Source organism: Burkholderia sp. AU38729 (genome assembly GCF_020419725.1).
Lineage (GTDB): Bacteria > Pseudomonadota > Gammaproteobacteria > Burkholderiales > Burkholderiaceae > Burkholderia.
On the sequence record NZ_JAIZQO010000008.1, the window covers coordinates 1 to 14,854 of the forward strand.

Annotated in this window: 14 protein-coding genes and 1 pseudogene; 4 read left to right on the plus strand and 11 right to left on the minus strand. The window is 66.3% G+C overall.

The window, feature by feature from the left end:
- The 6 genes from LGM56_RS21090 to LGM56_RS21115 all read right to left on the minus strand — a co-directional run.
- Nucleotides 1–799, minus strand: a 799-nt coding sequence (locus LGM56_RS21090) for an ABC transporter ATP-binding protein (protein WP_226206702.1), incomplete at its 3' end; no start/stop codon positions are given.
- Between the two features lie 188 nt (nucleotides 800–987).
- Nucleotides 988–2,106 carry a polyamine ABC transporter substrate-binding protein gene (locus LGM56_RS21095; protein WP_089495776.1) on the minus strand — a complete coding sequence of 373 codons (1,119 nt, stop codon included), beginning with the start codon at nucleotides 2,104–2,106 and terminating at the stop codon, nucleotides 988–990.
- 63 nt (nucleotides 2,107–2,169) lie between these two features.
- Nucleotides 2,170–3,612, minus strand: coding sequence for an aspartate aminotransferase family protein (locus LGM56_RS21100; RefSeq protein ID WP_226206703.1), 1,443 nt, complete (start codon nucleotides 3,610–3,612; stop codon nucleotides 2,170–2,172).
- A gap of 37 nt (nucleotides 3,613–3,649) precedes the next feature.
- Nucleotides 3,650–4,987 carry a glutamine synthetase family protein gene (locus tag LGM56_RS21105; protein WP_089441191.1) on the minus strand — a complete coding sequence of 446 codons (1,338 nt, stop codon included), beginning with the start codon at nucleotides 4,985–4,987 and terminating at the stop codon, nucleotides 3,650–3,652.
- Between the two features lie 29 nt (nucleotides 4,988–5,016).
- Nucleotides 5,017–5,805 carry a gamma-glutamyl-gamma-aminobutyrate hydrolase family protein gene (locus LGM56_RS21110; RefSeq protein WP_226206704.1) on the minus strand — a complete coding sequence of 263 codons (789 nt, stop codon included), beginning with the start codon at nucleotides 5,803–5,805 and terminating at the stop codon, nucleotides 5,017–5,019.
- Nucleotides 5,806–6,088: 283 nt separating this feature from the next.
- Nucleotides 6,089–6,274, minus strand: a complete 186-nt coding sequence (locus LGM56_RS21115; protein WP_043184603.1) for a hypothetical protein — start codon at nucleotides 6,272–6,274, stop codon at nucleotides 6,089–6,091.
- A 455-nt stretch (nucleotides 6,275–6,729) separates the two neighbouring features.
- Here LGM56_RS21115 and LGM56_RS21120 point away from each other — a divergent pair, with 455 nt between their 5' ends.
- Nucleotides 6,730–7,281, plus strand: a complete 552-nt coding sequence (locus tag LGM56_RS21120) for a cupin domain-containing protein (RefSeq protein WP_069249383.1) — start codon at nucleotides 6,730–6,732, stop codon at nucleotides 7,279–7,281.
- Nucleotides 7,282–7,377: 96 nt separating this feature from the next.
- On the plus strand, nucleotides 7,378–8,868 hold the full coding sequence (locus LGM56_RS21125; RefSeq protein WP_089495774.1) for an aldehyde dehydrogenase: 1,491 nt from the start codon (nucleotides 7,378–7,380) through the stop codon (nucleotides 8,866–8,868).
- A gap of 83 nt (nucleotides 8,869–8,951) precedes the next feature.
- On the opposite strand, the pseudogene LGM56_RS21130 reads toward LGM56_RS21125, so the two are convergent.
- Nucleotides 8,952–9,134 (minus strand): annotated as a pseudogene (locus tag LGM56_RS21130) (heavy-metal-associated domain-containing protein); the annotation flags it as partial.
- 349 nt (nucleotides 9,135–9,483) lie between these two features.
- On the opposite strand from LGM56_RS21130, the gene LGM56_RS21135 reads away from it, so the two are divergent.
- A complete protein-coding gene (locus LGM56_RS21135) occupies nucleotides 9,484–9,816 on the plus strand; it encodes a cupredoxin domain-containing protein (RefSeq protein WP_226206705.1) in 333 nt (110 codons plus the stop codon).
- 12 nt (nucleotides 9,817–9,828) lie between these two features.
- Nucleotides 9,829–10,665 carry an FTR1 family iron permease gene (locus tag LGM56_RS21140; RefSeq protein ID WP_089495773.1) on the plus strand — a complete coding sequence of 279 codons (837 nt, stop codon included), beginning with the start codon at nucleotides 9,829–9,831 and terminating at the stop codon, nucleotides 10,663–10,665.
- 117 nt (nucleotides 10,666–10,782) lie between these two features.
- Here the strand turns inward: LGM56_RS21140 and LGM56_RS21145 are convergent, their stop codons facing one another.
- The 4 genes from LGM56_RS21145 to glmU are packed head-to-tail and all read right to left on the minus strand — an operon-like array spanning nucleotide 10,783 to nucleotide 14,796.
- Complete coding sequence (locus tag LGM56_RS21145) at nucleotides 10,783–11,001, minus strand: hypothetical protein (RefSeq protein ID WP_011353435.1); 219 nt, start codon at nucleotides 10,999–11,001, stop codon at nucleotides 10,783–10,785.
- Entirely contained in the window at nucleotides 11,001–11,507 is a 507-nt protein-coding gene (locus LGM56_RS21150; protein WP_226206706.1) for a hypothetical protein, read from the minus strand. Before LGM56_RS21150 ends, LGM56_RS21145 begins: the two co-directional genes overlap by 1 nt.
- Nucleotides 11,508–11,566: 59 nt before the next feature.
- Complete coding sequence (gene glmS / locus LGM56_RS21155; protein WP_089495771.1) at nucleotides 11,567–13,384, minus strand: glutamine--fructose-6-phosphate transaminase (isomerizing); 1,818 nt, start codon at nucleotides 13,382–13,384, stop codon at nucleotides 11,567–11,569.
- Nucleotides 13,385–13,434: 50 nt separating this feature from the next.
- Nucleotides 13,435–14,796 carry a bifunctional UDP-N-acetylglucosamine diphosphorylase/glucosamine-1-phosphate N-acetyltransferase GlmU gene (gene glmU, locus LGM56_RS21160; protein ID WP_089461736.1) on the minus strand — a complete coding sequence of 454 codons (1,362 nt, stop codon included), beginning with the start codon at nucleotides 14,794–14,796 and terminating at the stop codon, nucleotides 13,435–13,437.
- Nucleotides 14,797–14,854: the final 58 nt, after the last annotated feature.

The following is a 14,854-nucleotide window of genomic DNA, read 5'->3' on the forward strand; positions in this document are numbered from 1 at the left end:
CGCGCCCTTCGAACAGGTTGGTCGAGCCGATGAATTCGGCCGAGAAGCGGCTGTTCGGGAATTCGTACACCTCGCCCGGCGCGCCGATCTGCACGATCTTGCCTTCGCTCATCACCGCGAGGCGGCTGGCCATCGTCATCGCCTCTTCCTGGTCGTGCGTGACCATCACGCAGGTCACGTCGACCTTCTCGATGATGTTCACGAGTTCGAGCTGGGTCTTCTGGCGGATCTTCTTGTCGAGCGCGGACATCGGCTCGTCGAGCAGCAGCAGCTTCGGGCGCTTGACCAGCGAGCGGGCCAGCGCGACGCGCTGCTGCTGGCCGCCGGAGAGCTGATGCGGCTTGCGCTGCGCGTACTTGCTCATCTGCACGAGCGCGAGCGCATCGGCCACGCGCTCCTTGATCTCGTGCTTTGGCGTGCCTTCCTGCTTCAGGCCGAACGCGACGTTCGATTCGACCGTCATGTGCGGGAACAGCGCGTACGACTGGAACATCATGTTCACCGGGCGGCGGTACGGCGGCAGCGAAGCAAGATCTTCACCGTCGACGAAGATCTTGCCGGAGGTGGCCGTCTCGAGCCCGGCGAGCATGCGCAGCAACGTCGACTTGCCGCAGCCCGAGCTGCCGAGCAGCGCGAACAGCTCGTTCTTCGCGATCGTCAGGTTCACGTTGTCGACGGCGGTGCTGTCGCCGAATTTCTTCACGACGTTTTCGATGCGGACGAAGGCGTCGTTTTGCGTACGGACCGCGGGGGCCGGTTGGGTCTGTCGTGCGGCAGCGGAAGAGGGTATCGATTGCATGGGATTCACCATTCGTTCTTCACGGATTGCAGGCGTGAGCGCCCCCGCGCGAGGCGCAAAACGCGACTCACGGGCGACGGCTCGTGCCGGATGGAACAGTGCGCGCGGCGCGCGCGGGCGGACGGAGGTCCGCGGATCTCAGGCGGGCAGGCTTGAAGCGCCGCCTGCGCCGCCGGAATTCAGGTCGATCAGTGGCCGGTCTTCAATTGGGCCCACAGACGGTTCTCGAGGCGCAGGATGTCGGCCGGCATCGGCTTCATCAGCACCATCTTCTTCAGTACGTCTTCAGGCGGGTAGACGGTCGGGTCCTGTGCGACGGCCGGCGTGACGAACTGGTGCGCGGCCTTGTTCGCGGTCGGGTAGAAAACCGTGTTGGTGATCGCCGCGTTGACCTTCGGATCGGACACGTAGTTGATCCACTTCAGCGCGCTCTCGGGGTGCGGCGCATCCTTCGGGATCACCATCACGTCGAACCACAGCAGGCCGCCTTCCTTCGGGTTCGAGAACTTGATGTCGTACGAACGCTTCGCTTCGGCCGAGCGGCGATGCGCGATGCCGACGTCGCCCGACCAGCCGAGCACGACGCACACGTCGTTGTTCGCGAGGTCGTTGATGTAGCCGGACGAGTTGAACTGGGTGATGTACGGGCGGACTTTCTTCAGGACTTCGAACGCAGCCTGGTAGTCGCCGGGATTCTTGCTGTTCGGGTCCTTGCCCATGTATTGCAGCGTGGCGGCGAACACGTCGACGGCCTGGTCGAGGAACGACACGCCGCAGCTCTTCAGCTTTTCCATGTTGGCCGGGTCGAACACCAGCGCCCAGCTGTCGACCGGCGCCTTGTCGCCGAGCGCCTTCTTCACCGCCTGCGCGTTGTAACCGATGCCGTCCGTGCCGTAGGCCCAGGGCACGCCGTACTGGTTGCCCGGATCGGCATCCGAGATCATCTTCATCAGCAGCGGGTCGAGGTTCGCGAGGTTCGGCAGCTTCGACTTGTCGAGCTTCTGGTACACGCCGGCCTGGATCTGCTTGGCCATGTAGTTCGACGTCGGCACGACGATGTCGTAGCCCGAACTGCCGGCCAGCAGCTTCGCCTGAAGCGTGTCGTCGCTGTCGTAGTTGTCGTACTTGACGTGGATGCCCGTCTGCTTCTGGAAGTTCGGGATCGTGTCGGGTGCGATGTAGTCGGACCAGTTGTAGACGTTCAGCTCGTCGGCCGCGTGTGCCGTCGGGCTGGCGACCGACGTGAACGCGGCCGCGGCGGCAAGGGCGGCAACGGAACAGGCTTGGCGAAGAAAGCAGGCACGCATGGTGGAATTCCCTTGGGTTATGGCGGCGTGCGGCGCCCGCCGCACGCCTGTAGGCAAAAACCGTTACGAAATACCCAGTTGCTGGGCGGTTGCATCGACTGCTTTTTTCGCCTTCGATACGAGTTCATCGATTTCCGGACGCGAGATCACGAGCGGCGGCGACAGCAGCATCCGGTCGCCGGTCGCGCGCATGATCAGGTTGCCGTTGAAGCAGAAGTCGCGGCAGATCGTGCCGACGTCGCCGCCGTTCGCGAAGCGGCGGCGTTCGGCCGGCGCCTCGGCGAGCTGCAGGCTCGCGACGAGGCCGTGGCCATGCACTTCGCCGACGATCGGGTGACGCGCGAAGGTTTCGCGCATCAGCGCCTGGAAGTACGGGCCCGTGTCGTTCTTCACGCGCTCGACGATCCCTTCGTCGCGCAGCAGCTTCAGGTTCGCGACCGCGACGGCCGCCGCCACCGGATGGCCCGAGTACGTGAGGCCGTGGTTGAATTCGCCGTTGTCGATGATCGGTCGCGCCACGCGTTCGTGAATGGCGACCGCCCCCATCGGCACGTAGCCCGACGTGAGGCCCTTGGCCATCGTGATGAGATCGGGTTCGAAACCGAAGTGCTGGTGTGCGAACCATTCGCCGGTGCGGCCGAAGCCGCCGATCACTTCGTCGGCCACCAGCAGGATGTCGTACTTGCGGCAGATCCGCTGGATTTCCGGCCAGTACGTCGACGGCGGGAAGATCACGCCGCCCGCGCCCTGGAACGGCTCGCCGATGAACGCCGCGACGTTCTCCGCGCCGAGTTCGAGGATCTTCGCTTCGAGCTGCTGCGCGCGCGCCAGGCCGAATGCTTCCGGCGTTTCGCCGGCCGCTGCTTCGCCGAAGAAATACGGCTGGTCGATGTGCACGATGTGCTCGACCTTCGACGGCATCTGCTCGTGCATGTAGCCCATCCCGCCGAGCGTGCCGCCGGCGATCGTCGAGCCGTGATAGCCGTTCTTGCGCGAGATCACATACTTCTTCTGCGGCTGACCCTGCACGCGCCAGTACTGGTGCACGAGGCGCAGCACGGTATCGTTGCCTTCCGAGCCGCTGTTGCAGTAGAAGAAGTGGTTGAAGCCGGCCGGCGTGACTTCCGCGAGCATCGCGGAGAGCTCGATCACCGGCGGGTGCGTGGTCTTGAAGAACGTGTTGTAGAACGGCAGTTCCTGGATCTGGCGATACGCGGCGTCGGCGAGTTCCTTGCGGCCGTAGCCGACGTTCACGCACCAGAGGCCGGCCATCCCGTCGATCACCTTGTTGCCGTCCGAGTCCCACAGGTAGACGCCGTCGGCCTTCACGATCACGCGGCTGCCGGCGCGGTTCAGCGCGCCCATGTCGGAGAACGGGTGGATGTGGTGCGCGGCATCGAGCGCGCGGTATTCGGCGGTCGTGCGCGCCTGCGTCGCGCGCGGTGCGGCGGCCGTGGCGCTCGGTGCGGCCGGCTGGACCCAGGCTGATTCGTTGCGATACGTCATGTTTCCTCCGTGATTCCGTATTCGGTCGGGTGCACGCTCAGACGTGCAGCAGCAGATGGCGGCGTTCCCACGAGCTGATCACGCGGAAGAACGCTTCGTATTCGGTTTCCTTCAGCGCGAAATACGCCTTCAGGAACTTGTGGCCGAGGATCTCGCCGAGCGGCTCGCAGGCCGCCATCAGCGTCAACCCTTCCTCGAGGTTGCGCGGCAGCTGGTACGGCAGCTCGTAGCCGTCGCTGACGAGCGGCTCGGTCGGCTCCAGGCGCTGCGTCATGCCGAGATAGCCGGCCGCGAGCGTCGCGGCGAGCGCGAGGTACGGATTGCAGTCGACGCCCGGGATGCGGTTCTCGATACGGCGTGCCGACGGGCCCGAGTGCGGAATGCGGAAGCCGACCGTGCGGTTGTCGTAGCCCCACTGCACGTTGATCGGCGCGGCCATGAAGCGCGACAGGCGGCGGTACGAGTTGATGTACGGCGCGAAGATCGGCATCAGCGCCGGCGTGTACTTCTGCAGCCCGGCGAGGTAGTTGTAGAACATCGACGTCGCGCCGCCGGTTTCCGGTGACGTGAACAGGTTCTGGCCGGTTTCCTCGTCGACGATGCTCTGATGCACGTGCATCGCCGAGCCCGGTTCGTCTTCCATCGGCTTGGCCATGAACGTCGCGTACATGTTGTGACGCAGCGCGGCCTCGCGCACCGTGCGCTTGAACAGGAACACCTGGTCGGCCAGCGACAGCGCGTCGCCGTGCATGAAGTTGATCTCCATCTGCGCGGCGCCGACTTCGTGGATCAGCGTGTCGATGTCGAGATTCTGCGCTTCGCAGTACTCGTAGATGTCCTCGAACAGCGGGTCGAACTCGTTCACGGCCTCGATCGAATACGACTGGCGACCCGTTTCGGGGCGGCCCGTGCGGCCGACCGGCGGGCGCAGCGGCAGGTCGGGGTCCTTGTTCATGTCGACCAGGTAAAACTCGAGTTCCGGCGCGACGACGGGCTTCCAGCCCTTCGCCTTGTACAGGTCGAGCACGCGGCGCAGCACGTAGCGCGGCGAGATCTCGACCGGCGAGCCGTCGAAGTGCACGCAGTCGTGGATCACCTGCGCGGTCGGGTCGACGGCCCACGGAATCAGGCGGATCGTCGACGTGTCGGGCACGCACACCATGTCGGGGTCGGTCACGCCGGTCAGCGAGCCGTCTTCCGGATATTCGCCGGTGACGGTCTGCACCATCACGGCTTGCGGCAGGCGCATCGATTCGCCGGACGTGAACTTGTTGCGCGGCGTGATCTTGCCGCGCGCGATGCCGGCCATGTCGGGGATGATCGCTTCGACTTCAGTGATCCGGTGCTGCTTCAGAAAGTCTTCGATGTCTTGCATGTCTGTTCTCGTTGGTTGGGTCGGCGCGCTCAGGCGAGCGCGGCGGCGGCCATGGCGCGCGTGCGGGCAGCGCGGCGGGCGCGGCAGGCATCGCCGAAGGCGCGGAAGATCGCGCTCGACAGCGGGTCCTGCGCATGACGCCATTCCGGATGCCACTGCACGGCGAGGGCGAAAGCCGGCGCATCGACGACGCTCACGGCTTCGATCAGCCCGTCCGGCGCGACGGCTTCGACGGCGAGGCCGGAGCCGAGCTGGGCGATGCCCTGCTTGTGCAGCGAATTCACGTGCACCTCGTCGCGGCCGCCGGCGAGCGCGTGCAGCGTGCCGCCGGGCGTCAGGCGCACGACGTGCGCGGGGCCGTACTGCGTCTCCATCGGCGCGTCGTCGTCCTCGCGGTGATCGGCGAGGCCCGGCACATCGTGCACGCGCTGGTGCAGCGTGCCGCCGCAGACGACGTTCAGCTCCTGGAAGCCGCGGCAGACGGCCAGCACGGGTACGCCCGCGGCGATCGCCGCGCGCAGCAGCGGCAGCGTGGTCGCGTCGCGGGCCGGGTCGTGCTTCGTGCCCGGCGCGCTCGGTTCGCCGCCGTACCGATGCGGCTCGACGTTCGAGTAGCTGCCGGTAAACAGCAGGCCGTCGACCGTGTCGAGTACGTCGTCGACCGACTGGCGCTCGCCGAGCGCGGGCAGCACCATCGCGAACGCTTGCGCGCCGTCGACGATCGCGGCGACGTATTTGTCGCCGACCGTATGCGACGCGTGTGCGCCGATTTGCGTGTGGTCGGCGGTGATGCCGACGAGAGGTTTCCTTCTATCCATGACGTCAATCAGTTATCCGGAGGGTCGTTGCGTCTTGCTTGCCGGATGTGGCGAAACGCCGGCGTGCAACGGCCCCGCAGCCTTGCGCAAGAGGCAAGGCCGCTGGTGAATGGGCGCAACGGGATGGCGTGGCGATCCGCGCTGCGCGCGACGATCAGGCCGTCGTTCGTTTCATTGCGACACGCGACGCGGCAACGCATGCGCGAACGCGTTCCGTCACCGCACGGACGATGCGGTTGGCGAATCAGCAGACGAAACGAACGACGTAAAGAAAGGAGAGGCGCTACGGCAGCAGCGACGCCACTTCGTCGGTGTCGACGGCGACGAATGCGCGTGCGGAAACGGCGTTGTGACGCCGAACGGAACGACGGGACAGGATGGTGTAGATCGACAGGTGAAGCAGGCGAGGACTATGCCAGCCGCAACTGCCGTCGTCGGAAGCGGACGCCGCGCTGCGCAAACTTCGCACATCGCCTCGATCCCACCTCACCAGAGGGCCACGGACTCTCACGATTACACTCGACTGGGTTGTTGAAAGTATTGAACACCTGACCGTTTCGACGCGCGGGGCGTTTAAAATAATCAAGGCGCCGGTTACGCGTTATTTACATTGATGGGCATCAATTTTTGCGTTGCAATAACGTTTTTTGCTGCCGATGAATGCTTGATGACGCTAACCTGAGAGCCAGCATATACGAGCCAAAAACGGCGTCAAATGTTTTTTAACGGTGTTGCATCAGGGCTTTCCCGAGCAGTGCGAACAAAAGATTCGTAAAATGAATAATCGGCACGGCGTTCATTATTTCGAACGCCTTTCAGGGTTTTCCCCGCTGATGCGCGGCATAAAGTGATTAGAATATTCAACGGCTGTCCACCGCGTCGTTTCACTTTGTCATCGCACTTATCGTGTCCGAAACCGAATCGATGTCCACCGAAGTCGCCGAGCGCCTGCGTTTCGTGCGCAACAAGCAGGGCCTGTCGCAGCGCGAACTCGCGAAGCGGGCCGGCGTGACCAACGGCACGATCTCGCTGATCGAACAGGGCCGTGTGAGCCCGTCGGTCGGCTCGTTGAAGAAGCTGCTCGAATGCATCCCGATGAGTCTCGCGGAGTTCTTCACGTTCGAGCTCGTCGAATCGCGCTCGGTCGTGTCGCGTCGCGACGAGATGCCGAACCTCGGCAACGACACGCTCGCGTTTCATCTGGTCGGCGCGAGCATGAAGGATCGCAACATGTGCATCCTGCGCGAGATCTACCAGCCGCAGGCCGATACGGGGCCCGAGATGCTCGTGCACGCGGGGCACGAGGGCGGTGTCGTCGTGTCGGGCCGGCTCGAGCTGACCGTCGACGGCGCGACGTGGCTGCTCGACCCCGGAGACGGCTACTACTTCGAAAGCCGTTTGCCGCACCGTTTTCGCAATCCCAGCGCGGACCTGATCTGCGAGGTCGTCTCGGCCAATTCGCCGGCGACCTTCTGACCTTCCCCCGCGCGTCACTGCATTCGCTGCCGGCCGGCTGCGCGTCACGCGCAGCGGCGTGTCGCATCGCGAATGCCAAAAAACTGAGGCATCCTGATGAACAAGTTGACTTTGGCTGACTGGCAGGACAAGGCGGCGTCGCTCGAGATCGAAGGGCGCGCATTCATCGACGGCGCGTCGCGCGACGCGCACGGCGGCAAGACGTTCGACTGCGTGAGCCCGATCGACGGCCGCGTGCTGGCGAAGGTAGCCGATTGCGGCGAAGCCGACGTGAACGCGGCTGTGGCCGCCGCGCGCCGCGCGTTCGACGCGGGCGTGTGGGCCGGGCTGAACCCGCGTGCGCGCAAGGCCGTGCTGCTGCGCTGGGCCGCGCTGATGCGCGAGCATCTCGACGAGCTGTCGCTGCTCGAAACGCTCGACGCCGGCAAGCCGATCGGCGACACGACGACGGTCGACGTGCCGGGCGCCGCATACTGCGTCGAATGGTTTGCGGAGGCGATCGACAAGGTGGGCGGCGAAGTCGCGCCGGCCGATCATCATCTCGTCGGTCTCGTCACGCGCGAGCCGGTCGGCGTGGTGGCCGCCGTCGTGCCGTGGAACTTCCCGATCCTGATGGCCGCGTGGAAATTCGGCCCGGCGCTCGCGGCCGGCAACAGCGTCGTGCTGAAACCGTCGGAGAAATCGCCGCTGACCGCGATCCGTGTCGCGCAGCTCGCGTATGAGGCCGGCATTCCGGCCGGCGTGTTCAACGTCGTGCCGGGCGCGGGCGAGCCGGGCAAGCTGCTCGCGCTGCATCGCGACGTCGACTGCATCGCGTTCACGGGCTCGACGGCGGTCGGCAAACTGATCATGCAGTACGCCGCGCAGTCGAACCTGAAGCGCGCGTGGCTCGAACTCGGCGGCAAGTCGCCGAACATCGTGCTGCCCGATTGTCCCGATCTCGACCGCGCGGCACAGGCGGCTGCCGGTGCGATCTTCTACAACATGGGCGAGATGTGCACGGCAGGCTCGCGCCTCCTCGTGCATCGCGACATCAAGGACACATTCATCGAGAAGCTCGTCGCGGCGGCGCGCGCGTACGTGCCCGGCAATCCGCTCGATCCGGCGGTGTCGATGGGCGCGATCGTCGACGGCATCCAGCTCGAGCGCGTGCTCGGCTATATCGAGGCCGGGCGCAGCGAAGGCAGGCTCGTCACGGGCGGTGCGCGCGTGAAGGCGGAAACGGGTGGCTTCTACGTGGAGCCGACGGTGTTCGAGGTGAAGCCGGACGCGAAGATCGCGCGCGAGGAGATCTTCGGGCCCGTGCTGTCGGTGATCGTGTTCGACGACGTCGACGAAGCGGTGCGAATCGCGAACGACACCGAATACGGGCTGGCGGCGGCCGTGTGGACGTCGAACCTGACGACCGCGCACGACGTGTCGCGCCGGCTGCGTGCGGGCACCGTCTGGGTGAACTGCTACGACGAGGGCGGCGACATGAACTTCCCGTTCGGCGGCTACAAGCAGTCGGGCAACGGCCGCGACAAGTCGCTGCATGCGCTCGAGAAATACACCGAGCTGAAGTCGACGCTGATCCGGCTGCGCTGACGCGCAATCGGGCGCGGGCGCAGCGCCGCTCGGCGATGTGCCCGCGGGTCGCGGCGCGCGGGCGTTATGCGGCGCGCAGCGCGGGGGTGGAAGCCGGCGGCTTCGATGATCGACTGCACGCGCTCGGCGCCTTGCGCCGATTCGACCTTGACGATCTTCGCCGCGACGTCGATGTCGAGCTTCGCGGCGGGATCGGCGGCCGTCACCGCGCGCGTGATGGCGTTGGCGCAGCCGCCGCAGGTCATGTCCTGGACTTCGAATTCCATCGTGTTCTCCTGAGTTGACGATTGACAAGCATCGACAGCATGAAGCTTGCCACGGTGGGAAGGTCAAGCGTACGCGGGTTGCCGGAAATCCGTGTCGCAGCCTTGCTGCAGCGACAGGCTGTTGTAAACGTGAAGTCTGATGAATTGCGATTGCGCCGTCGACGTCATTCGGAATTTATCCCGATTGACGGCGGCGCGTTCCGGGTGCGGCGGGGCGGATGCCTTGTCGGGCCTTGCGCGACGGCGATCCGTGAAGCGTGATCACCATGACGCCAGTAAGGGTACGCGAGTTGAAAATGCGAATCGATCTTAGTATCGGTTCCCTTCGATATTTCAATTCGTTACCGTCATGAACCGTTTTGCTTTCGGCTTCGCGCTGGCCCTGGTGGGCGCATCGGCCACGTCCGCATTCGCGGCCGACGATGTCGTCAACCTGACCCTGAAGGACCACAAGTTTTCGCCCGATGGCGTGACGATCCCGGCCGGCAAGAAGGTGAAGTTCGTCGTGAAGAACCTCGACGCGACGCCCGCCGAATTCGAGAGCGACGACTTCAAGGCGGAGAAGGTCATCCCCGCCGGCAAGTCGGTGGAAATCATGGTCGGGCCGCTGAAGGCCGGCACGTACGAATTCCACGACGAGTATCACGAAGCGCAGTCGAAGACGCACCTGACCGTCAAATAAGCCCCTATCGCCATGTTGTCTACTGCCCTGATCGTCTTTCGTGAAGTGCTCGAGGCCGCGCTGGTGGTGTCGATCGTGATGGCCGCCACCAAGGGCGTGCCGCGGCGCGGCTGGTGGGTCGGCGGCGGGCTGGTGGGCGGCGTGATCGGCGCGGGCCTGATCGCCGCGTTCGCCGACGTGATTTCGCAGTGGGCGTCCGGCATGGGGCAGGAGGTCTTCAACGCGGGCGTGATGTTCGTCGCGACGCTGATGCTCGCGTGGCACAGTATCTGGATGAGCCGGCACGGCCGCGAGATGGCGATGCAGATGACCGAGGTCGGGCGCGCCGTCGCGGACGGCAGCAAGCCGCTGACGGGGCTGGCGATCGTGGTCGGCGTCGCGGTGCTGCGTGAAGGCTCAGAGGCCGTGCTGTTCCTGTACGGCATCGCGGCGGGCGACCCGGGGCAGACGCCGCAGATGATCGTCGGCGGGCTGCTCGGCGTGCTGGGCGGCGCCGGGCTCGGCTACGGGATGTATGCGGGCCTGCTGCAGATTCCGCTGAAGCGCCTGTTCTCCGTCACCAACTGGCTGATCGTGCTGCTCGCGGCGGGGATGGCCAGCCAGTGCGTCGGCTTCCTGCTCTCGGCGGGCCTCGTGCCGTCGTGGGGCGACGTGATCTGGGATACGTCGTGGCTGCTCAAGGATTCGAGCCTCGTCGGCAAGGCGCTGCATACGCTGATCGGCTATACCGCGCGCCCGGCGGGCATCCAGATCGTCGCGTACCTCGCGACACTGGCCACGATCGTCGGGCTGGCACGGCTCGTCGGCCGGCCGCAGACGGCCATGCGGCCGCCACGGCCTGCAGCCTGAATTGTTCGGGTTCGAATAGGAAAGGGGCGTCCATGACGCCCCTTTTTCATGTGCGGTGTGCGGCCGGCCGATGCGCGGCGTCGGCGGCAGCGTGCCGGTTGCGCACGCCGCGCCGGCTCAGCGGTGGCTGTCGATCCAGGCGCGAGCCCATTCGAGCCCCGCGTCGCGCGCGTCGTCCTCGGTGTCGAACACGCCGAGCACGCCGGACGCCTCGACCAGCTTGTTGTTCTGCGTGATCGTGCCGCTCGCCGCGAAGCGCTCGGGTTGCAGGATCTCGTCCTGCTGCAGGATCGCGTGGCCCCAGATCTGGTAGCCGTGGTAGGTTTGCGCTTCCATTATCGAGTCACCTCCGCGGAGCGGCCGTGCGTGCCGACCTGCAGCACGTTGCCGTCCGGCGTGTATTGACGCGGGATGTTGGAGTAATTCAGTGCGTGCGGCGCATCGGGCGCAGCCGGCTGCATCACCGTCAGGCGTCCCGGTGCGGGCTGCGCAACGGGGCGCGGAGCGGCCGGCGCCCCGGCCGCGGGCGGACGATGCGAATCGGCTTTCACGGCCTGCGCGACGCGGCGCTTGTGCGGCTTCGCCGCGGCTTTCGGGGTGACGTTCGCGTGCTTCTCCGCGCTCTTGCCGGCGCGCGCGTCGGCGCCCGTGTGCGTGGCCGGGTTACGGGCATCCGGCGTACGGGCATCCGGCGTACGGGCTTCCGGCGTACGGGCTTCCGGCGCATGGGCTGCCGGCTTCCGCGCCTCGGGCGGGTTCCAGACCTCGACGTAATGCTCGGCGGCCCAGCCCGTCGACGCGAACGTCAGCGCCAGCACACCGCATCCAATCAGTCTTACCATTGTCTCTCCGTCTGTCTCGGCGGCGCACACGTCGCTGGTGCGCCGACCGGTGCCCTGCCTTACTCCACCGTCACCGACTTCGCGAGGTTCCGCGGCTTGTCGACGTCGGTGCCGCGTGCGCACGCGGTGTGATACGCGAGCAATTGCAGCGGCACGACGTGCAGGATCGGCGACAGTTGCCCGTAGTGCTCCGGCATCCGGATCACGTGCAGGCCGTCGTCGTTGACGATCTGCGTGTCGGCATCGGCGAACACGTACAGCTCGCCGCCGCGCGCACGCACTTCCTGCATGTTCGACTTCAGCTTCTCGAGCAGCGTGTCGTTCGGCGCGACCGTGACGACCGGCATCGCTTCCGTGACGAGCGCGAGCGGCCCGTGCTTCAGTTCGCCGGCCGGATAGGCTTCGGCGTGGATGTACGAGATTTCCTTCAGCTTCAGCGCGCCTTCGAGCGCGATCGGGTAGTGCAGCCCGCGGCCGAGGAACAGCGCGTTTTCCTTGCGCGCGAATTCCTCCGACCACGCGATGATCTGCGGCTCCAGCGCGAGCACGCTGTTCAGCGCGGCCGGCAGGTGGCGCAGCTGCTTCAGGAATTCGGCTTCCTGCGCGGCATCGACGTGCCCGCGCAGCTTGCCGAGCGTGGCCGCCAGCACGAACAGCGCGACGAGCTGCGTCGTGAACGCCTTCGTCGACGCGACGCCGATCTCGGTGCCCGCGTGCGTCAGGAACTGCATTTCGGTGAGGCGCACCATCGCGCTCGTCGCGACGTTGCAGACGGCGAGCGTATGGGTGTGGCCGAGCGACTGCGCATGCTTGAGCGCGGCGAGCGTGTCGGCCGTCTCGCCCGACTGCGAGATCACCAGCACGAGCTGGCGCGGGTTCGGCACCGATTCGCGGTAGCGGTATTCGCTCGCGATCTCGACCTGGGTCGGGATCTTCGCGATCGATTCGAGCCAGTACTTCGCGGTCAGGCCCGAGTAGTAGCTCGTGCCGCACGCGAGGATCAGCAGGCTGTCGATGTCCGCGAACGCGGCGGGCGCGGCGTCGCCGAACAGCGTCGCGTCGAACGCGTCCGTCTGCGGCACGGTATCGCTGATCGCGCGCGGCTGCTCGAAGATTTCCTTCTGCATGAAGTGGCGATACGGTCCGAGTTCGACTGCGCCGCCGTAGGCGCTGACCACGCGGATCTCGCGCTGCGCGGTGGCGCCGTTGCGGTCGACGATCTTCACGCCGTCGAGCGACAGCTCGCACACGTCGCCTTCCTCGAGGAACGTGAAGTGGTCGGTGCTGCCCGCGAGGGCGAGCGCGTCGGACGCGAGGAAGTTCTCGCCGTCGCCGTGGCCGACCACGAGCGGCGAACCCTGGCGTGCGCCGACGACGGTGTGCGGCTGGTCCTTGTGGATCACGGCGATCGCATACGCGCCGTGCAGCTGGCCCACCGCCTCGCGCACCGCGTCGAACAGGTTGCCGCGATACAGGCTGTGCACGAGGTGGGCGATCACTTCGGTGTCGGTCTGCGACACGAATTCGTAGCCCTTCGCGCGCAGCGCTTCACGCAGCGATTCGAAGTTCTCGATGATGCCGTTGTGGACGAGCGCGAGCGCGTTCGACGAGAAGATCGGGTGCGCGTTGTGCGTGACGGGCGCGCCATGCGTCGCCCAGCGGGTGTGCGCGACGCCGGTGGTGCCTTCGAGGTTTGACTCGCGCACCTGCGCGTCGAGATCGGCGACGCGTGCGACGCTGCGCGCGCGCTTCGGTGCGTCCGGCTCGAGCACGGCGACGCCGCACGAGTCGTAGCCACGGTATTCGAGGCGCCGCAAACCTTCGATCAGCACCGGAACGATATTACGCTGCGCAACTGCGCCGACAATGCCGCACATGAAATCTACCTTCCATAGGGAAGCGGGCGCCGTCCGGCACCCGCGTGATGTTAACTTTTCTTCTTGACCGGGCGGACGTAGCCGCTCTTCGCGGTCTGGGTCTTCTCGTTCAACGCGAGCAGGCCGTCGGCCACGTCCTTCCAGATCGTCGTGCCGGCGGCGATCGTCACGCCGCGGCCGACGCGCACGGGCGCGACGAGCTGCGTATCGGAGCCGACGAACACGTCGTCCTCGATCACGGTGCGGAACTTGTTCGCGCCGTCGTAGTTGCAGGTGATCGTGCCCGCACCGATGTTCACGCGCGCGCCGATGTCGGCGTCGCCGATGTACGTGAGGTGGTTCGCCTTCGAGCCGTGGCCGATCACCGCATTCTTCACCTCGACGAAGTTGCCGACGTGCGCTTCGTCCGCGAGTTGCGCGCCTGGGCGCAGCCGCGCGTACGGGCCGATCACGGTGTGCGCGCCGAGCTCGGCGCCGTCGATGTGCGTGAATGCGTCGATGCGCGTGCCCGCGCCGACCGATGCGTTGCGGATCACGCAGTTCGCGCCGATCGTCACGTTGTCGGCGAGCGTCACGTTGCCTTCGAACACGCAGTTCACGTCGATCGACACGTCGCGGCCGCAGCGCAGCGTGCCGCGCACGTCGACGCGCGCCGGATCGGCGAGCGTGACGCCCGCGACGAGCAGCGCGTCGGCGATGGTGCGCTGGTGGATCCGCTCGAGTTCGGCGAGCTGCGCCTTGCTGTTCACGCCGAGCGTTTCCCATTCCTCGTCGGGCTGCGCGGTGACGACCTCGAAACCGGCCTCGATCGCGAGTTCGACGACGTCGGTCAGGTAGTACTCGCCCTGCGCGTTCTCGTTCTTCAGCGCGCCGAGCCACATCGACAGCTGGGCCGTGGGCGTGACGATGATGCCGGTGTTGATCTCGGCGATCTTCAGCTGTTCGGGCGACGCGTCCTTCTGTTCGACGATGCGCGTGACGAAGCCGGCCGCGTCGCGCACGATGCGGCCGTAGCCGGTCGGATCGTCGAGCGTGACCGTCAGAATCCCGTAGCGGCCTTCGCGCGCGGCGTCGACGAGGCGCTGCAGGGTCGATGCGCGCGTGAGCGGCACGTCGCCGTACAGCACGAGCGTCGGTTGCGCGGGATCGAGGAGCGGCAGCGCCTGGCGCACCGCGTGGCCGGTGCCGAGCTGCTCGGCCTGCACCGCGAACTGGACGTCGGGCGCGGCGACGGCGGCCTGGACCTGCTCGGCGCCATGACCGACGACGACGACGAGCCGGGACGGCTGCAGCGTGCGCGCGGTGTCGATGACGTGGGAGAGGAGCGGCCTGCCGGCCAGGGGATGAAGCACTTTCGGCAGCGCGGAACGCATGCGCTTGCCGGTGCCTGCCGCCAAAATCACGATATTCATGGCGTCAGCTTGTCAGAGGAGTTCGAAGCCGACCATTTTAGCATGCGGCCTCCGCCGT

Coding starts and splice junctions, on each gene's coding strand:
- LGM56_RS21095 (WP_089495776.1), bottom strand. CDS start 2,106: ATGCGTGCCTGCTTTCTTCGCCAAGCCTGTTCCGTTGCCGCCCTTGCC.
- LGM56_RS21100 (WP_226206703.1), bottom strand. CDS start 3,612: ATGACGTATCGCAACGAATCAGCCTGGGTCCAGCCGGCCGCACCGAGC.
- LGM56_RS21105 (WP_089441191.1), bottom strand. CDS start 4,987: ATGCAAGACATCGAAGACTTTCTGAAGCAGCACCGGATCACTGAAGTC.
- LGM56_RS21110 (WP_226206704.1), bottom strand. CDS start 5,805: ATGGATAGAAGGAAACCTCTCGTCGGCATCACCGCCGACCACACGCAA.
- LGM56_RS21120 (WP_069249383.1), top strand. CDS start 6,730: ATGTCCACCGAAGTCGCCGAGCGCCTGCGTTTCGTGCGCAACAAGCAG.
- LGM56_RS21125 (WP_089495774.1), top strand. CDS start 7,378: ATGAACAAGTTGACTTTGGCTGACTGGCAGGACAAGGCGGCGTCGCTC.
- LGM56_RS21135 (WP_226206705.1), top strand. CDS start 9,484: ATGAACCGTTTTGCTTTCGGCTTCGCGCTGGCCCTGGTGGGCGCATCG.
- LGM56_RS21140 (WP_089495773.1), top strand. CDS start 9,829: ATGTTGTCTACTGCCCTGATCGTCTTTCGTGAAGTGCTCGAGGCCGCG.
- LGM56_RS21145 (WP_011353435.1), bottom strand. CDS start 11,001: ATGGAAGCGCAAACCTACCACGGCTACCAGATCTGGGGCCACGCGATC.
- LGM56_RS21150 (WP_226206706.1), bottom strand. CDS start 11,507: ATGGTAAGACTGATTGGATGCGGTGTGCTGGCGCTGACGTTCGCGTCG.
- glmS (WP_089495771.1), bottom strand. CDS start 13,384: ATGTGCGGCATTGTCGGCGCAGTTGCGCAGCGTAATATCGTTCCGGTG.
- glmU (WP_089461736.1), bottom strand. CDS start 14,796: ATGAATATCGTGATTTTGGCGGCAGGCACCGGCAAGCGCATGCGTTCC.